The sequence below is a fragment of the Scandinavium sp. UTDF21-P1B genome (assembly GCF_040750395.1).
Taxonomy (GTDB): domain Bacteria; phylum Pseudomonadota; class Gammaproteobacteria; order Enterobacterales; family Enterobacteriaceae; genus Scandinavium.
In genome coordinates this window covers 200,006-216,189 of the sequence record NZ_JBFLVD010000012.1, presented here as the reverse complement: position 1 = coordinate 216,189, position 16,184 = coordinate 200,006, and the positions used below count along the sequence as shown (strand labels likewise).

Genomic DNA, 16,184 nt, shown 5'->3' with positions numbered 1-16,184 from the left:
TCACAGCATAACTGTATATACACCCAGGGGGCGGAATGAAAGCGTTAACGACCAGGCAGCAAGAGGTGTTCGATCTCATTCGGGATCACATCAGCCAGACGGGCATGCCACCGACGCGTGCGGAAATCGCGCAGCGCCTGGGGTTCAAGTCCCCTAACGCGGCTGAAGAGCATCTGAAAGCGCTGGCGCGTAAAGGCGTGATCGAGATTGTCTCCGGCGCATCTCGCGGAATTCGTTTGCTTGTTGAAGAAGAATCGGGCATCCCGCTGATCGGGCGCGTGGCGGCAGGCGAGCCGCTGCTGGCACAGCAGCATATCGAAGGGCATTACCAGGTCGATCCGTCCATGTTCAAACCAAGCGCCGATTTCCTCCTGCGCGTCAGCGGCATGTCCATGCGCGATATCGGCATTCTGGATGGCGACCTGCTGGCGGTGCATAAAACCCAGGATGTGCGTAACGGCCAGGTGGTTGTGGCGCGCATCGACGATGAAGTGACGGTGAAGCGTCTGAAAAAGCAGGGCAGCACTGTTGAACTCCTGCCTGAAAACAGCGAGTTCTCCCCGATTGTGGTGAATCTGCGCGAACAGAACTTCTCCATCGAGGGGCTGGCCGTTGGCGTGATCCGTAACGGCGAGTGGCTGTAACCTTCCTGCGGGCCTGCTAATCTTCTTCTAAGCGGCGCTACTCTGGCGCCGCTTCTGTTTCTGAACTTATTTGCACAGGTTTCTCATGTCGTTCTTCACCGCTGCCGACAAAGCATTGTGGCGCCTTGCGCTGCCGATGATTTTCTCCAATATCACCGTACCGCTGCTTGGGCTGGTGGACACGGCGGTGATCGGCCATCTCGACAGCCCCGTTTACCTCGGCGGCGTAGCGGTCGGCTCCATGGCGACCAGCTTCCTGTTCATGCTGCTGCTGTTCCTGCGTATGAGTACCACTGGCCTGACGGCTCAGGCCTATGGCGCGAAAGACCCCGTTCGTCTGGCGCGCGCGCTGGTGCAGCCGCTGCTGCTGGCTCTCGGGGCCGGGCTCGCTATCGTATTGCTTCGTACTCCGCTTATCGATCTGGCGCTGCACATTGTCGGCGGTAGCGATGCGGTACTCGAACAGGCCCGACGCTTCCTGTCTATCCGCTGGCTGAGTGCGCCCGCCTCACTGGCAAACCTGGTGCTGCTGGGCTGGCTGCTCGGCGTTCAGTATGCGCGTGCGCCGGTGATTTTGCTGGTCGTCGGCAACGCGCTGAATATTGTGCTCGACCTGTGGCTGGTGATGGGGCTGCACATGAACGTGCAGGGCGCGGCGCTGGCAACGGTGTGCGCCGAATATGCTACGTTCTTCATTGGCCTGCTGATGGTGCGGCGCGTACTGCATTTGCGTGGGATCTCACTGGCACTGCTAAAAGACGCCTGGCGCGGCAACATTCGCCGCCTGCTGGCGCTGAATCGCGACATCATGCTGCGCTCGCTGCTGCTACAGCTCTGCTTTGGTGGGTTAACGGTATTCGGGGCGCGGCTGGGCAGCGATATCGTGGCGGTTAATGCCGTCCTGATGACTATGCTGACGTTTACCGCCTACGCGCTGGATGGCTTTGCGTATGCGGTAGAGGCGCATTCCGGGCAGGCATATGGTGCAAGAGATGGCAGCCAGCTGCTGCACGTCTGGCGTGCGGCCTGTCGACAATCCGGGCTGGTGGCGCTGGCCTTTGCGCTGATTTACGCCGTCCTGGGCGAGCATATCGTTGCTATGCTGACCTCTATTTCCGCCCTGCGCGATCTGGCCGATCGCTATGTTATCTGGCAGGTGATTTTGCCGGTGATTGGCGTGTGGTGTTATCTGCTGGACGGCATGTTTATCGGCGCCACGCGCGGGGCGGAAATGCGTAACAGTATGGCGGTGGCGGCAGCCGGATTTGCCCTGACGCTGCTGACCGTGCCCGTTTTGGGTAACCACGGACTGTGGCTGGCGCTGGCGGTATTCCTCGGATTGCGCGGTCTGTCACTGGCGTGGATATGGCGGCGTCACTGGCAACACGGTACCTGGTTTTCGTAGTGATTTCGTTTCGCCTGATGGTTAAAGATTCTGAATAATTCCAGAAGGGCGAAATCCTTACCTATACTGAATCTCACGTCCAGCAGAAACAGGCATTACGGACGATGTTACTTCACCCTGCACCACCGAACGATGAGGAAAGGATCATGAATAAAGACGAAATCGGCGGTAACTGGAAACAGTTCAAAGGTAAAATGAAAGAGCAATGGGGTAAACTGACCGACGACGACTGGCAAGTTGTTGAAGGGAAGCGCGACCAGCTGGTCGGGAAAATTCAGGAACGCTACGGCTACCAGAAAGATCAGGCCGAGAAAGAGGTCAAAGACTGGGAAACCCGTAACGATTACCGCTGGTAATCGACAGCACTACCCGTGCGTATACGGAAGTACAACCCTCAGGGCGGCTTAAGGCCGCCCGCGCTTTTTGGGCCTTACTTCTGGCCCGGCTTTCTTTTAATCTGAATGGTATGGTCATGACCGCAGCAGTCCTGCTTGCGGCAGGCTTCTACTTCTACGCAGTCAGAGCACAGCCCATGCGCTTCAATCACGTTATGGCGCAGCGCAAATCCCATCTTTGCTGCCAGCGTATGCATAATATCCTCGACCCCGTCAGCCGCTTCTTCTTTCACCACGCCACAGCGATCGCAAATGAACATTGCAGAAGAGTGTGATGGATTATCAAACAAATGGCACAGTACGTAGCTGTTGGTCGACTCCACCTTGTGCACAAAGCCTTGCTCAAGCAGGAATTCCAGCGCCCGATAGACGGTAGGCGGTTTTGCCTGCGGTTCACTGACTTTCAGTAAGTCCAGCAGATCGTATGCGCTGATTGCGCCCTGTTGCAGGGTCATCAGGCGTAAAACTTCGAGGCGTTGAGGGGTCAGACGAACGCCACGTTGTGCGCACAGCCTTTCGGCCTGTACGAGCATGTCTTGTGGAGTGATCTTATCCATAGGCGCCTCGGGTCGGGTGTAAAGTAAACGCCTACTTTATCATGTTATGACCGAAACGCCGATATCCTGCCGGGTATGCTATACCTGACGCATAACCCTCTGAGGAACCCTTATGAAAAGACCAGACTGTATTCGTCACTGGCGTGAACTTGAAGAGCCGGATAATTCGACCTATCCCGATAGCGATGAACGCTTTTCCATTGGCGCACCGCTTGCCCGAAAGCTGGGATTAAGGCATATCGGTATTCACCATGAACGTATTCCGCCGGGCAGACGTACATCTTATCCCCATGCTGAAAGCGATGAAGAAGAATTTATTTATGTGATTGAGGGCCGCCCGCAGGCGTGGATTAACGGCTATTTGTGGCAATTAGAGCCGGGCGACTGCGTCGGTTTTCCCGCCGGAACCGGCGTTTGTCACACGTTCATTAATAACAGTGAGGATGAGGTAAATCTGATTGTGGTGGGGGAGGCGAATAAGAAGCATAACCGTATTTACTACCCATTAAATCAGGAGTATGCCGCCACGCGGCAGGACCGCTGGGTTGATCATCCACCGCAGTTTTTCGGCCCTCACAACGGCAGGCCCTCGCGGAAATAGCATTCTCTTCTATAAATAGTGAGGGGCTCCACCTATTCCAACCCCGATAACGGTGCTCCTCTTAACTTAAATCGGCCAATAAGGCGCCTTTTACATCGTTATTCACAGCAATAGCTCGGCCCTTTTCAGCGCATAACTGGAACGGAAAAAACTTCATCTGCAAATAACGAGAATACTGTGAATAAAATATTTAAATATTCGGTGGTGTCTGCGGCAGTTTCACTTTTTATGGCAAATCAGGCGGTGGCCGCCAATACCTGGTCAGAGGCAAGAAACGATGCGATGGGGGGAACCGGCGTAGCATCGGCCAATTACGGCAGCGCGGTGCTGATTAACCCCGCGCTGCTGGCAAAATCAAAACCGGATGATGATGTCTCCGTCGTAATTCCATCCGTAGGCGCTCAGATTACCGACAAAGACAACCTGCGCGATCGGATTGATGATATCAGCAACGATATCGATCATTACGAAGATGTGATTGATAGCCTGACCCCGTCGGGGATCCTGCAGGATCCCGCCGGTACGTTAAACCAGTTCCAGGGCGCAGCGGGCGATTTGGCCGGACAGCTTGAAGATCTGCGCGGCAAAACCGCTCGGGCAAATGCGGGAGCAGGGATTGCGGTCAGCGTACCGACATCCGCCGTTTCGCTGGCCTTCGTCACTAAAGCCTATGCGCATGCTCGCGTCAGCTCCAATATCGATCAGAGTGATATCGACTACCTGCACAATATTCAGAACTCAGATGCGTTTGCCGCAGGTCAGGCCGCCGAGGCTCTGATTAACGGCAGCGATCAGCTGAAGAAAAACCTTAATTCGACCGCTTCAGGAAGAGCCGCCATCGTTTCAGATTACGGCGTAGCGATTGCCCGAAAGTTTGATATCGGCAGCGTACCGGTTTCGCTCGGCGTCACGCCAAAACTGCAGCAAACCTGGCTCTATAACTACACGACTTCAATCGATAACTACCACAGCGACGACTGGAAAAAGGACAAATACCGAACCGACGATACCGGCTTTAACGTTGATGCTGGTATTGCGGCGGATTTCGGTGAAAACTGGACGGTGGGACTGAGCGGGCAGAATCTGATGTCGCGCGATATTGATACCAAAGATGTGCGTATCACCAATGGCACAACAGGCGTCACCACCAACTACAAAGACACTTATCAGATTCGCCCGTTAGTGACGGCGGGTGTCGCGTGGCATACCGATCTGCTCACTCTGAGCGCCGATGGTGATTTGACTGAAACTAAGGGCTTTAAGAGCGAAGATGATTCGCAGTATGTTGGCGTTGGGGCCGAAGTGACACCGCTCAGCTGGCTGGCGGTACGTGCAGGCTACCGTGCCGACGTGAAAGGCAATGACAGCAACGTCTTCACCGCAGGCGTCGGCTTTGCGCCGATGAACACCGTTCACGTCGATCTGATGGGGCTTTACGGCGAAGATCAAACCTGGGGTGCAGGTGTCCAGCTGGGTCTGACGTTTTAGACGTTTGTCCGGCTGTGGCCTTGCCTGATCCGGCCTGGCTGTCTTTGTTGGCCCGGTAAGCTAAGCGCTGCCGGGCAATTCCTCCGAACCTTCTTTGTGCTATAGTAGCCGCCCTTTTCTCAAAAACGCTCATAATTTCGCCATGCTGCCAGAAACACAATCCACCGCTTATCCTGCACACCGCTTCTCCATCGCACCGATGCTCGACTGGACGGACAGGCATTGTCGTTATTTCCTGCGCCTGCTGTCGCGCCACACGCTGCTGTACACGGAAATGGTAACAACCGGGGCCATTATTCACGGTAAAGGCGATTATCTGGCATACAGCGAAGACGAACATCCGCTGGCATTACAGCTTGGCGGCAGCGATCCGGCAGCGCTGGCCCACTGCGCGAAGCTGGCAGAAGAGCGTGGCTATGACGAAATCAACCTCAACGTCGGTTGTCCGTCCGATCGTGTACAGAACGGGATGTTTGGCGCATGCCTGATGGGCAATGCGCAGCTGGTAGCGGACTGCGTCAAAGCGATGCGTGATGTGGTCTCGATTCCGGTAACCGTGAAAACCCGCATCGGTATCGATGACCAGGACAGCTACGAATTTCTCTGCGACTTCATCAATACCGTTTCTGGTAACGGCGAGTGTGAGATGTTTATCATCCACGCGCGTAAAGCCTGGCTTTCCGGCCTGAGCCCGAAAGAGAACCGCGAAATACCGCCGCTGGATTACCCGCGCGTCTATCAGCTCAGGCGTGATTTTCCTCATCTGACAATGTCCATCAATGGCGGCATTAAGTCGCTGGAAGAAGCCAAAGCGCATTTGGAGCATATGGATGGCGTGATGGTGGGGCGCGAGGCGTACCAGAACCCTGGCATTCTGGCGTCAGTGGATCGTGAAATTTTTGGCGTTGACGCTGTTGACCCCGATCCGGTAGACGTGGTGCGCGCTATGTATCCGTACATTGAACGCGAACTGAGCGCAGGTACTTATCTTGGGCACGTGACTCGCCATATGCTCGGTCTTTTCCAGGGTATTCCCGGTGCGCGCCAGTGGCGTCGCTATCTGAGCGAAAATGCGCACAAAGCGGGCGCAAACATTGACGTGCTGGAGCAGGCGCTGCAGTTAGTGGCGAACAAGCGCTAATAAATACGCTAAAAGTTAGTCAGGTTGACCACGCCTCGCATACCGCTGCGGGGCGTTTTCGTTTTTATTCAATGGATTACGCTTTGGCATGATTTTTGTACAGACAAGAGCAGTGGGTTATTTTTAAGGGGAAAAGCCATGTTTGAACTGCTCTTTATCATCGGATTCTTCGTTATGCTGCTGGTCACCGGTGTGTCGGTGCTGGGCATTCTGGCGGCGATTGTGGTGGCAACTATTGTGATGTTTTTTGGCGGCCTGTTGGCATTGATGATCAAACTCCTGCCATGGCTGCTGCTGGCCGTTGCCGTGGTATGGATCATCCGGGCGGTGAAAGCGCCAAAAATACCACAGTACCGTCGGGATGACCGCTGGCGTTATTGACGGATTGAGGGGTGTATCACAACCTGAGAAAAGTCACTTAGGCACACCATCATTATTCTGTCATGCTTAGCGCGATAACGAATTCATCGTGCTGTACCCTACATACGGCTAACGAGAAAAAAAGGGCTTCCTTCGGGAAGCCCTACTTATATCTGCGATTAAGGGATCAGCAGGCTCGATCCTTCCGTCGCCCGGCTCTCCAGCGTCTCATGCGCTTTTCGCGCATCGCTCAGGGCAAACTTCTGGCTTTCTGCCACGTCCACTTTGATCACGCCGCTGGCGATAAGCGAGAACAGCTCGTTACTTGCCTCCTCCAGCTCTTCGCGGGTAGTGATGTAGCCCTGAAGCGAAGGGCGGGTCACATACAGCGAACCTTTCTGGTTCAAAATACCCAGATTGACGCCCGTCACCGCGCCGGAAGAGTTGCCAAAGCTAATCATCAGGCCCCGGCGTTGCAGACAGTCGAGTGAGGATTCCCAGGTGTCCTTGCCTACGGAGTCATAAACCACGCGCAGTTTTTTGCCATGAGTGATCTCCTTCACGCGCTCAACCAGATTTTCTTCGCGGTAGTTAATCACCTGCCAGGCGCCGGCCTGCAATGCACGTTGTGCTTTCTGCGCTGAACCGACGGTGCCAATTAGCTGCGCGCCCAGCGCTTTTGCCCACTGGCAGGCAATCAGGCCCACGCCCCCGGCGGCAGCGTGGAACAGGAATGGCTCATTGGGCTTGATTTCATGGGTTTTGCGCAGCAGATAAAATACCGTCAGCCCTTTCAGGAATGAGGCCGCGGCCTGCTCGTAAGAAATGGCGGCAGGAAGAATGGCGGCCTTATCAGCAGGAACGTTGTGCACGGTGCTGTAGGCGCCGAGAGCAGACTGGGCATACACCACGCGGTCGCCTGCTTTAATGTGCTTCACGCCGCTGCCGACTTTGCTGACCACGCCCGCCGCTTCCGTACCCAGACCACTCGGCAGGGACGGCGGTGGATACAGTCCGCTGCGAATATAGGTATCGATGTAGTTAATGCCGATGGCTTTGTTCTCGACCTGGACCTCGTTTTCCTTCGGATCCGCCGGGGTAAAGTCCACGGCGGCCAGGACCTCAGGCCCACCGTGCTGGTGAAATTCAATTCGCGTTGCCATTTTTCCTCCAGATGTGAAGGAGCCTCAGATATGATAATCTTACGGCCCACTCTTTAACCGGTAACTCCATTCACTATGGCAGGAAATAAACCCTTCAACAAACAGCAGACTGAGCCACGCGAGCGCGATCCCATCGTTGCCGGGCTGAAAGTGCCGCCGCACTCGATTGAAGCGGAGCAGTCGGTGTTGGGTGGTTTGATGCTGGATAACGAGCGCTGGGACGATGTCGCCGAACGCGTCGTCTCGGAAGATTTCTATACCCGTCCACACCGCCACATCTTTACCGAGATGGCGCGCCTGCAGGAAACGGGCAGCCCGATTGACCTTATCACGCTTGCGGAATCGCTGGAGCGGGAAGGGCAGCTGGACAGCGTCGGCGGCTTTGCCTATCTGGCGGAATTATCAAAAAATACGCCAAGTGCGGCGAACATCAGCGCTTATGCTGATATCGTACGCGAACGTGCCGTTGTCCGTGAGATGATCTCAGTAGCGAATGAAATCGCCGAAGCCGGTTTTGACCCGCAGGGCCGCACCAGTGAAGATCTGCTGGATTTAGCCGAATCGCGCGTCTTCAAAATTGCCGAAAGCCGCGCCAATAAAGACGAAGGCCCAAAAAATATCGCCGATGTGCTTGATGCCACCGTTGCGCGTATCGAACAGCTTTTCCAGCAGCCGCACGATGGCGTGACGGGCGTAAACACCGGCTACGACGATCTCAATAAAAAGACCGCCGGGTTACAGCCGTCGGATTTGATTATTGTTGCGGCACGTCCGTCGATGGGTAAAACGACATTTGCGATGAACCTCGTCGAAAATGCAGCGATGTTGCAGGATAAGCCGGTACTTATCTTCAGTCTCGAGATGCCCTCCGAGCAGATTATGATGCGTTCTCTCGCGTCGCTGTCGCGCGTCGATCAGACCCGTATTCGTACCGGCCAGCTTGATGATGAAGACTGGGCGCGCATTTCCGGCACGATGGGCATTCTGCTGGAAAAACGCAATATCTATATCGATGATTCTTCCGGCCTGACGCCTACGGAAGTGCGCTCCCGCGCGCGCCGTATTGCCCGTGAACACGGCGGCATCGGGCTTATCATGATTGACTACCTCCAGCTGATGCGCGTGCCGTCTCTGTCGGACAATCGTACGCTTGAGATCGCAGAAATTTCTCGCTCGCTCAAAGCGTTAGCGAAAGAGCTTCAGGTGCCGGTGGTGGCGCTGTCGCAGCTTAACCGCTCCCTGGAACAGCGTGCGGATAAACGCCCGGTCAACTCCGACCTGCGTGAATCCGGCTCTATCGAGCAGGACGCCGACTTAATCATGTTTATCTATCGTGATGAGGTGTATCACGAAAACAGCGACCTGAAAGGGATCGCCGAAATCATCATTGGTAAACAGCGTAACGGCCCAATCGGTACGGTGCGCCTGACCTTTAACGGGCAATGGTCCCGCTTTGATAATTACGCGGGTCCGCAGTACGACGACGAATAACGACCGCTTATCAGAATACTGAGGGCAAAGCCCCATTGCCTGATGGCGCTTCGCTTATCAGGCCTACGAGATTCGGGCGATTATCTGAAATTGAAGAGTTTTGTAGGCCGGATAAGGCATTCATGCCGCCATCCGGCAAAATGGAGTAACGGGCTGTCAGTCATCTGAGTCCGGTCATCAAAGCAAATATTTTTCAAGGAATTCAAATGCAAGCGGCAACTGTAGTGGTTAACCGCCGCGCTCTGCGACACAACCTGCAACGTCTGCGTGAACTGGCTCCCGCCAGTAAACTGGTTGCGGTGGTGAAAGCGAACGCCTACGGACACGGTCTTCTTGAGACCGCGCGAACGCTCCCCGATGCCGATGCCTTCGGCGTCGCTCGCCTGGAAGAGGCGCTGCACCTGCGGGCTGGCGGTATCGTTCAGCCGATTCTCCTGCTGGAAGGGTTCTTCAACGCCGAAGATTTGCCGGTTATTTCCGTGCAGGGGATGCAAACCGCCATCCACAACCTTGAGCAGCTCGAAGCGCTGGAGCAGGCCACGTTACCTGAACCAGTGACCGTCTGGATGAAGCTCGATACGGGTATGCACCGCCTGGGTGTGCGCCCGGAAGAGGCGAATGCCTTTTATCAGCGCCTGTGCCAGTGCAAAAACGTGCGCCAGCCGGTAAACGTGGTCAGCCACTTCGCACGTGCAGACGAACCGGAATGCGGTGCGACCGAGCGGCAGCTGGATATCTTCAACACCTTCACCGAAGGCAAGCCGGGCCAGCGTTCTATCGCCGCCTCTGGCGGTATCTTGCTGTTCCCGCAGTCTCATTTTGACTGGGTGCGCCCTGGCATTATTCTGTATGGCGTATCGCCACTTGAAGGAAAACCATGGGGCACGGATTTTGGCTTCAGGCCGGTGATGTCGCTGACCTCAAGCCTGATCGCTGTACGCGATCATAAAGCAGGTGAGCCCGTGGGCTACGGCGGTACCTGGACAAGCGAGCGGGACACGTGCCTTGGCGTGGTGGCGATGGGCTACGGCGACGGTTACCCGCGTGCAGCACCGTCTGGCACGCCAGTGCTGGTAAACGGCCGGGAAGTGCCGATGGTCGGCCGCGTGGCGATGGATATGATCTGCGTGGATTTAGGACCGGAAGCCCAGGAAAAGGCCGGCGATCCGGTTATTCTTTGGGGCGATGGTCTGCCGGTGGAGCGCATTGCCGAAATAACAAAAGTGAGTGCTTACGAACTTATCACGCGACTGACGTCAAGGGTGGCGATGAAGTATCTCGACGAATAGCCTTTCGTGCCCGGTGACGCTCTGCTGACCGGGCCTACGAGGTTTACTGACTTAACAGGCCGCCATCTGTCATCGCAAGTCTTCGATCCCAACATCCTCTCGATCTTCCCCTCCATCCGGTTTATTGTGGTGATTCCTGCCCTGTATAACCCTGGAGAATCATCGCGTGTTTCAGAACGTCGACGCCTACGCAGGCGATCCCATCCTCTCGCTGATGGAAAAATTCAAAGAAGATCCCCGCAGTGACAAAGTGAACCTCAGCATTGGCCTGTACTACAACGAAGACGGCATTATTCCGCAATTACAGGCGGTTGCTGAAGCTGAAGCACAACTGAATGCCCAGCCGCATGGCGCATCGGTTTATCTGCCGATGGAAGGGCTTAACACCTATCGTAACGGCGTTGCGCCGCTGCTGTTTGGGGCAGACCATCCGGTCCTGCAACAGAAACGTGTGGCCACTATTCAGACGCTGGGGGGTTCTGGCGCACTGAAAGTGGGCGCTGATTTCCTCAGGCACTATTTCCCTGGCTCGAAAGTGTGGGTCAGCGATCCGACCTGGGAAAACCACATCGCCATCTTTGAAGGTGCTGGCTTCGAAGTAAGCACTTACCCTTGGTTTGATGCCGAAACGAACGGCGTGCGTTTTGACGCGCTGCTGGAAAAGCTGAGTACGCTGCCGGAAAAAGACATCGTGCTGCTGCACCCATGCTGTCATAACCCGACCGGGGCCGATCTGACTAATGCGCAGTGGGATGCCGTCACGGAAGTACTGAAAGCGCGCAACCTGATTCCGTTCCTCGACATCGCCTACCAGGGCTTTGGCGCAGGCATGGAGGAAGATGCCTGGGCTATTCGCACCATTGCGAGCGCAGGCCTGCCGGTGCTGGTCAGCAACTCCTTTTCTAAAATTTTCTCGCTGTACGGTGAACGCGTCGGCGGCCTGTCCGTGGTGTGTGAGGACAGCGATACCGCAGGCCGCGTGCTGGGTCAGCTGAAAGCAACCGTGCGCCGCAACTACTCCAGCCCGCCGAATTTCGGGGCGCAGGTGGTTTCTGCCGTATTGAATGATGCGAAGCTCAAGGCCTCCTGGCTGGCGGAAGTAGAAGCCATGCGCACTCGTATTCTGGCAATGCGCCAGGAGCTGGTGAACGTGCTGAAGCAGACCATGCCTGAGGGTAATTTCGATTACCTGCTGAAGCAGCGCGGCATGTTCAGCTATACCGGCCTGAGCGCCGCCCAGGTGGAGCGCCTGCGTGAAGAGTTTGGCGTTTACCTGATTGCCAGCGGCCGCATGTGCGTGGCAGGCCTGAACTCCCGCAACGTTCAGCGCGTAGCCCAGGCGTTCTCCGCTGTGATGTAAGTACTTACTGACTTTGGCGCTCTGTTTTAAGGAGCCCTGGCAGCCTTTCTGCAAGGTGATGAGAACCTGATTGTGATCATCACCTTTTTCTATGGCATCCAATCCATATATTCCTTTCATTCATCCTGCATCACGGTTAAGGTCAGGTTGATTTTTGACGTCTCAACACTTTCCAATAATAACAATCGGATGATTCAGGGAAAATTATGCGCAAGGTTACTTTAGCGTTCAGCGCTATCTGCTTGTTGTTTACCGTAAACAGCACCGTTGTCGATGCTCACGCCTCATCACCTTCTCCGCTTTATGCGGGGACAAATGTCGAAAAACTCGCCGAACAGGCGCCGATCCATTGGGTTTCGGTGGCGCAGATCGAAAACAGTCTATTAGGTCGCTCACCGATAGCCGTCGGTTTTGATATCGATGACACGGTGCTTTTCTCGAGCCCGGGCTTTTGGCGTGGGAAAAAAATCTGGTCGCCGGACAGCGAAGCGTATCTGAAGAACCCCGAATTCTGGGAAAAAATGAATAACGGCTGGGATGAATTCAGCATCCCGAAAGAGGTGGCCCGCTCGCTTATCGCCATGCACGTTAAGCGCGGTGATACCATTTACTTTGTCACCGGCCGCAGCCAGACAAAGACAGAAACCGTCAGCAAAACGCTGCAGGATGATTTCCTGATCCCGGCGGCCAGCATGAATCCGGTGATTTTCGCGGGCGACAAACCCGATCAGAACACCAAAACGCAGTGGCTGCAGGAAAAAAATATCAAGGTCTTCTACGGCGATTCTGATAATGACATCACCGCCGCCCATGACGCAGGCGCCCGCGGCATCCGCGTTCTGCGGGCCTCTAATTCCACCTACAAACCGCTGCCGAATGCCGGAGCGTACGGTGAAGAAGTGATCGTCAATTCAGAATATTGACAGCGAAAACGGCAATCCATGGGGTTGCCGTTTTTTTGACCAGAAGCGTTTCCCTTTCCCCTTTCTTGTTGCACACTAAGAAAAGATTCACGTCTCTTCAGGGGAATGCCATGACCATTTCGGAGCTGCTGCAATATTGCATGAATAAACCGGGGGCTGAGCAGAGCGTGCACAGCGACTGGAAGGCCACGCAAATTAAGGTATCGGATGTGCTGTTTGCGATGGTGAAAGAAGTGGAGGGCCGTCCGGCGACTTCGCTGAAAACCAGCCCGGAACTCGCGGAATTATTGCGTGAGCAGCACAGCGACGTGAGGCCCAGTCAGCATCTCAATAAAGCGCACTGGAGCACGGTTTACCTTGACGGCTCGCTGCCGGATTCACAAATTTATTTCCTGGTGGATGCGTCGTATCAGCAGGCGATGGGGCTGCTGCCGGAAGAGGTCCGACAGCAGCTCGAGTAATTACAGCATTGGCTTCAGGAAGCGCGCCGTGTGCGAAGCCTCGCATTCCGCGACCGTTTCAGGCGTGCCGGAGACGAGAATTTCCCCGCCGCCGCTGCCGCCTTCCGGGCCGAGATCGACAATCCAGTCCGCGGTTTTAATCACGTCGAGGTTATGCTCGATAACCACAATCGTGTTGCCCTGGTCGCGCAGTTGATGCAGCACTTCCAGCAGCTGCTGAATATCAGCAAAGTGCAGACCGGTGGTCGGTTCGTCGAGGATGTACAGCGTCTGACCCGTGCCGCGTTTTGACAGCTCACGCGCCAGCTTCACGCGCTGCGCTTCCCCGCCGGAGAGCGTGGTGGCGGATTGCCCCAAGCGAATGTACGTCAGGCCCACGTCCATCAACGTTTGCAGCTTGCGCGCCAGCGCTGGTACGGCATCAAAGAACTCGCGTGCTTCTTCAATGGTCATATCCAGCACTTCGTGGATGGTTTTGCCTTTGTACTTAATCTCCAGCGTTTCACGGTTATAGCGCTTGCCTTTGCACTGATCGCACGGCACGTAGATGTCGGGCAGGAAGTGCATTTCTACCTTGATCACGCCGTCGCCCTGGCAGGCTTCACAGCGACCACCGCGCACGTTAAAGCTGAAACGACCTGGCGTGTATCCGCGTGAGCGGGATTCAGGAACGCCAGCGAACAGTTCACGCACCGGCGTGAACACGCCGGTATAGGTCGCCGGGTTGGAACGCGGCGTACGGCCAATCGGGCTCTGATCGATGTCGATGACCTTATCGAAGTGCTCCAGGCCGCTAATATCGCGGTACGGCGCTGGTTCGACAATGGTTGCGCCATTCAGCGCGCGCTGGGCAATCGGGAACAGCGTATCGTTAATCAGCGTCGATTTACCTGAGCCGGATACGCCAGTGATGCAGGTGAACAGGCCAACCGGCACCGTCAACGTTACGTCTTTCAGGTTGTTGCCACGAGCGCCGGTCAGCTTCAGGACTTTTTCCGGGTTCGCAGGCACGCGCTCTTTTGGCACTTCGATTTTGCGTTTGCCGCTCATGAACTGGCCGGTCAGCGATTCCGGCACGGCCATGATGGCCTCGAGGGGGCCTTCTGCAACCACTTCACCGCCGTGCACGCCAGCGCCAGGCCCGATATCGATCACGTGGTCTGCCGCGCGAATGGCGTCTTCATCATGCTCAACCACAATCACCGTATTACCGAGATTACGTAAATGAATCAGCGTGCCGAGCAGGCGCTCGTTATCGCGCTGGTGCAGGCCGATGGACGGCTCATCCAGCACGTACATTACACCAACCAGCCCCGCGCCAATCTGGCTTGCCAGACGAATACGCTGAGCTTCACCGCCGGAGAGCGTTTCTGCCGAGCGGGAAAGCGTCAGGTAGTTCAGGCCGACGTTAACGAGGAACTTCAGGCGATCGCCAATCTCTTTCAGCACTTTTTCGGCGATTTTTGCGCGCTGGCCGGACAGCTTCATATTGTTGAAGAAGTCCATGGCGTGGCCGATGCTCATGTCAGAAATGGTTGGCAGCGCCGTGTTTTCCACAAACACATGGCGCGCTTCACGATTCAGGCGAGTGCCTTCACAGCTGGCGCACGGGCGGTTGCTGATGAACTTCGCCAGCTCCTCGCGCACCGCGTTAGATTCGGTTTCTTTATAGCGGCGCTCCATGTTATGCAGCACGCCTTCAAACGGATGGCGGCGCACGGAAGTATCACCGCGGTCGTTCATATATTTGAATTCGATCGACTCTTTTCCTGAACCGTACAGCACCACTTTTTGCACGTGCGCACTCAGGCTGCCCCACGGGGCTTCGACGTCGAACTCATAATGCTCCGCCAGCGAGCGCAGCATCTGGAAATAGTAGAAGTTTCGGCGATCCCAGCCGCGGATGGCACCGCCTGCCAGGGAAAGCTCCGGGTTCTGGATAATGCGGTCTGGATCGAAATATTGCTGCACGCCGAGGCCGTCGCAGGTCGGACAGGCACCTGCCGGGTTGTTGAACGAGAACAGGCGCGGTTCCAGTTCGCGCATGCTGTAGCCGCAAATCGGGCAGGCAAAGTTGGCGGAGAACAGCAGCTCTTCCGCTTTCTCGTCGTCCATATCGGCGACAATGGCGGTGCCGCCGGAGAGCTCCAGTGCGGTTTCAAAGGACTCTGCAAGGCGCTGCGTGAGGTCTTCGCGTACCTTAAAGCGGTCAATCACCACTTCGATGGTGTGCTTCTTTTGCAATTCAAGCTTCGGCGGATCGGAAAGGTCGCAGACTTCGCCGTCGATACGGGCGCGGATGTAGCCCTGGCTTGCCAGGTTTTCCAGCGTTTTGGTGTGCTCGCCCTTACGCTCTTTGATGACTGGCGCCAGCAGCATCAGGCGTTTGCCTTCTGGCTGCGACAGAACGTTATCCACCATCTGGCTGACGGTTTGCGCCGCCAGCGGCACGTCGTGATCGGGACAGCGCGGTTCGCCCACGCGAGCATAAAGCAGGCGCAGGTAATCGTGAATTTCAGTAATGGTCCCCACGGTGGAACGCGGGTTGTGCGACGTGGACTTCTGCTCAATAGAAATGGCCGGAGACAGACCTTCAATATGGTCCACATCAGGCTTTTCCATCAGTGACAGGAACTGACGTGCATAAGCAGAGAGTGATTCAACGTAGCGCCGCTGCCCTTCGGCATACAGCGTATCAAACGCCAGCGAAGATTTACCTGAGCCCGAAAGCCCGGTCACGACGATCAGTTTGTCGCGAGGGATGACGAGGTTGATGTTTTTGAGATTATGGGTGCGGGCGCCCCGAACTTCGATCTTATCCATTCACCTTTCCCGGTAGAGACTCGGAATGCGGGTTTGTCAGAAGGACAAACGGCAGAAACGGCTAATTATGACACAGTTTGACC

At 55.8% G+C, this 16,184-nt stretch carries 15 protein-coding genes; 12 read left to right on the top strand and 3 right to left on the bottom strand.

The annotated features are described in order from the left end of the window. Positions 1 to 35: 35 nt before the first annotated feature. The 3 genes from lexA to AB1287_RS09400 all read left to right on the top strand — a co-directional run bounded on the left by lexA (position 36) and on the right by AB1287_RS09400 (position 2,405). Positions 36 to 644: a transcriptional repressor LexA gene (lexA, locus tag AB1287_RS09410; RefSeq protein ID WP_312627537.1), complete on the top strand. Its 609-nt coding sequence runs from the start codon at positions 36 to 38 to the stop codon at positions 642 to 644. 85 nt (positions 645 to 729) lie between these two features. Further along, on the top strand, positions 730 to 2,049 hold the full coding sequence (gene dinF / locus AB1287_RS09405; RefSeq protein ID WP_435617609.1) for an MATE family efflux transporter DinF: 1,320 nt from the start codon (positions 730 to 732) through the stop codon (positions 2,047 to 2,049). Between the two features lie 146 nt (positions 2,050 to 2,195). Next, a complete protein-coding gene (locus AB1287_RS09400) occupies positions 2,196 to 2,405 on the top strand; it encodes a CsbD family protein (protein ID WP_312627541.1) in 210 nt (69 codons plus the stop codon). Positions 2,406 to 2,479: 74 nt separating this feature from the next. On the opposite strand, the gene zur is transcribed toward AB1287_RS09400, so the two are convergent. Continuing rightward, a complete protein-coding gene (gene zur / locus AB1287_RS09395) occupies positions 2,480 to 3,001 on the bottom strand; it encodes a zinc uptake transcriptional repressor Zur (protein ID WP_312627543.1) in 522 nt (173 codons plus the stop codon). Between the two features lie 112 nt (positions 3,002 to 3,113). On the opposite strand from zur, the gene AB1287_RS09390 reads away from it, so the two are divergent. The 4 genes from AB1287_RS09390 (at position 3,114) to pspG (ending at position 6,612) form a co-directional block, all read left to right on the top strand. After that, a complete protein-coding gene (locus tag AB1287_RS09390) occupies positions 3,114 to 3,602 on the top strand; it encodes a cupin domain-containing protein (protein ID WP_435617608.1) in 489 nt (162 codons plus the stop codon). A 177-nt stretch (positions 3,603 to 3,779) separates the two neighbouring features. After that, on the top strand, positions 3,780 to 5,090 hold the full coding sequence (traF, locus tag AB1287_RS09385) for a conjugal transfer protein TraF (protein WP_435617607.1): 1,311 nt from the start codon (positions 3,780 to 3,782) through the stop codon (positions 5,088 to 5,090). A 142-nt stretch (positions 5,091 to 5,232) separates the two neighbouring features. Then, complete coding sequence (gene dusA / locus AB1287_RS09380; RefSeq protein ID WP_435617606.1) at positions 5,233 to 6,231, top strand: tRNA dihydrouridine(20/20a) synthase DusA; 999 nt, start codon at positions 5,233 to 5,235, stop codon at positions 6,229 to 6,231. Between the two features lie 138 nt (positions 6,232 to 6,369). Continuing rightward, positions 6,370 to 6,612, top strand: coding sequence for an envelope stress response protein PspG (gene pspG / locus AB1287_RS09375; protein WP_312627550.1), 243 nt, complete (start codon positions 6,370 to 6,372; stop codon positions 6,610 to 6,612). A 158-nt stretch (positions 6,613 to 6,770) separates the two neighbouring features. Here the strand turns inward: pspG and AB1287_RS09370 are convergent, their stop codons facing one another. Further along, positions 6,771 to 7,754, bottom strand: coding sequence for a quinone oxidoreductase (locus AB1287_RS09370; protein ID WP_312627552.1), 984 nt, complete (start codon positions 7,752 to 7,754; stop codon positions 6,771 to 6,773). Positions 7,755 to 7,829: 75 nt separating this feature from the next. On the opposite strand from AB1287_RS09370, the gene dnaB reads away from it, so the two are divergent. The 5 genes from dnaB (at position 7,830) to AB1287_RS09345 (ending at position 13,278) form a co-directional block, all read left to right on the top strand. After that, the gene (dnaB, locus tag AB1287_RS09365; protein ID WP_312627554.1) at positions 7,830 to 9,245 is read left to right on the top strand and encodes a replicative DNA helicase; all 1,416 of its coding nucleotides are present in this window, start codon (positions 7,830 to 7,832) and stop codon (positions 9,243 to 9,245) included. A gap of 206 nt (positions 9,246 to 9,451) precedes the next feature. After that, a complete protein-coding gene (alr, locus tag AB1287_RS09360; RefSeq protein WP_435617605.1) occupies positions 9,452 to 10,534 on the top strand; it encodes an alanine racemase in 1,083 nt (360 codons plus the stop codon). A gap of 166 nt (positions 10,535 to 10,700) precedes the next feature. Continuing rightward, complete coding sequence (gene tyrB / locus AB1287_RS09355) at positions 10,701 to 11,894, top strand: aromatic amino acid transaminase (protein WP_435617604.1); 1,194 nt, start codon at positions 10,701 to 10,703, stop codon at positions 11,892 to 11,894. 206 nt (positions 11,895 to 12,100) lie between these two features. Further along, positions 12,101 to 12,817 (top strand): acid phosphatase AphA, encoded by a 717-nt coding sequence (gene aphA, locus AB1287_RS09350; protein ID WP_435617603.1) that lies wholly within the window; start codon positions 12,101 to 12,103, stop codon positions 12,815 to 12,817. Between the two features lie 110 nt (positions 12,818 to 12,927). Further along, positions 12,928 to 13,278 carry an MmcQ/YjbR family DNA-binding protein gene (locus AB1287_RS09345; RefSeq protein WP_312627561.1) on the top strand — a complete coding sequence of 117 codons (351 nt, stop codon included), beginning with the start codon at positions 12,928 to 12,930 and terminating at the stop codon, positions 13,276 to 13,278. Here AB1287_RS09345 and uvrA read toward each other — a convergent pair whose 3' ends face one another. Beyond that, positions 13,279 to 16,101 (bottom strand): excinuclease ABC subunit UvrA, encoded by a 2,823-nt coding sequence (gene uvrA, locus AB1287_RS09340; protein WP_435617602.1) that lies wholly within the window; start codon positions 16,099 to 16,101, stop codon positions 13,279 to 13,281. Positions 16,102 to 16,184 lie beyond the last annotated feature (83 nt).

Excerpts from the sequence above, each read along its gene's own strand:
- lexA (WP_312627537.1), top strand. The coding sequence starts at position 36 with ATGAAAGCGTTAACGACCAGGCAGCAAGAGGTGTTCGATCTCATTCGG.
- dinF (WP_435617609.1), top strand. The coding sequence starts at position 730 with ATGTCGTTCTTCACCGCTGCCGACAAAGCATTGTGGCGCCTTGCGCTG.
- AB1287_RS09400 (WP_312627541.1), top strand. The coding sequence starts at position 2,196 with ATGAATAAAGACGAAATCGGCGGTAACTGGAAACAGTTCAAAGGTAAA.
- zur (WP_312627543.1), bottom strand. The coding sequence starts at position 3,001 with ATGGATAAGATCACTCCACAAGACATGCTCGTACAGGCCGAAAGGCTG.
- AB1287_RS09390 (WP_435617608.1), top strand. The coding sequence starts at position 3,114 with ATGAAAAGACCAGACTGTATTCGTCACTGGCGTGAACTTGAAGAGCCG.
- dusA (WP_435617606.1), top strand. The coding sequence starts at position 5,233 with ATGCTGCCAGAAACACAATCCACCGCTTATCCTGCACACCGCTTCTCC.
- pspG (WP_312627550.1), top strand. The coding sequence starts at position 6,370 with ATGTTTGAACTGCTCTTTATCATCGGATTCTTCGTTATGCTGCTGGTC.
- AB1287_RS09370 (WP_312627552.1), bottom strand. The coding sequence starts at position 7,754 with ATGGCAACGCGAATTGAATTTCACCAGCACGGTGGGCCTGAGGTCCTG.
- dnaB (WP_312627554.1), top strand. The coding sequence starts at position 7,830 with ATGGCAGGAAATAAACCCTTCAACAAACAGCAGACTGAGCCACGCGAG.
- alr (WP_435617605.1), top strand. The coding sequence starts at position 9,452 with ATGCAAGCGGCAACTGTAGTGGTTAACCGCCGCGCTCTGCGACACAAC.
- aphA (WP_435617603.1), top strand. The coding sequence starts at position 12,101 with ATGCGCAAGGTTACTTTAGCGTTCAGCGCTATCTGCTTGTTGTTTACC.
- AB1287_RS09345 (WP_312627561.1), top strand. The coding sequence starts at position 12,928 with ATGACCATTTCGGAGCTGCTGCAATATTGCATGAATAAACCGGGGGCT.
- uvrA (WP_435617602.1), bottom strand. The coding sequence starts at position 16,101 with ATGGATAAGATCGAAGTTCGGGGCGCCCGCACCCATAATCTCAAAAAC.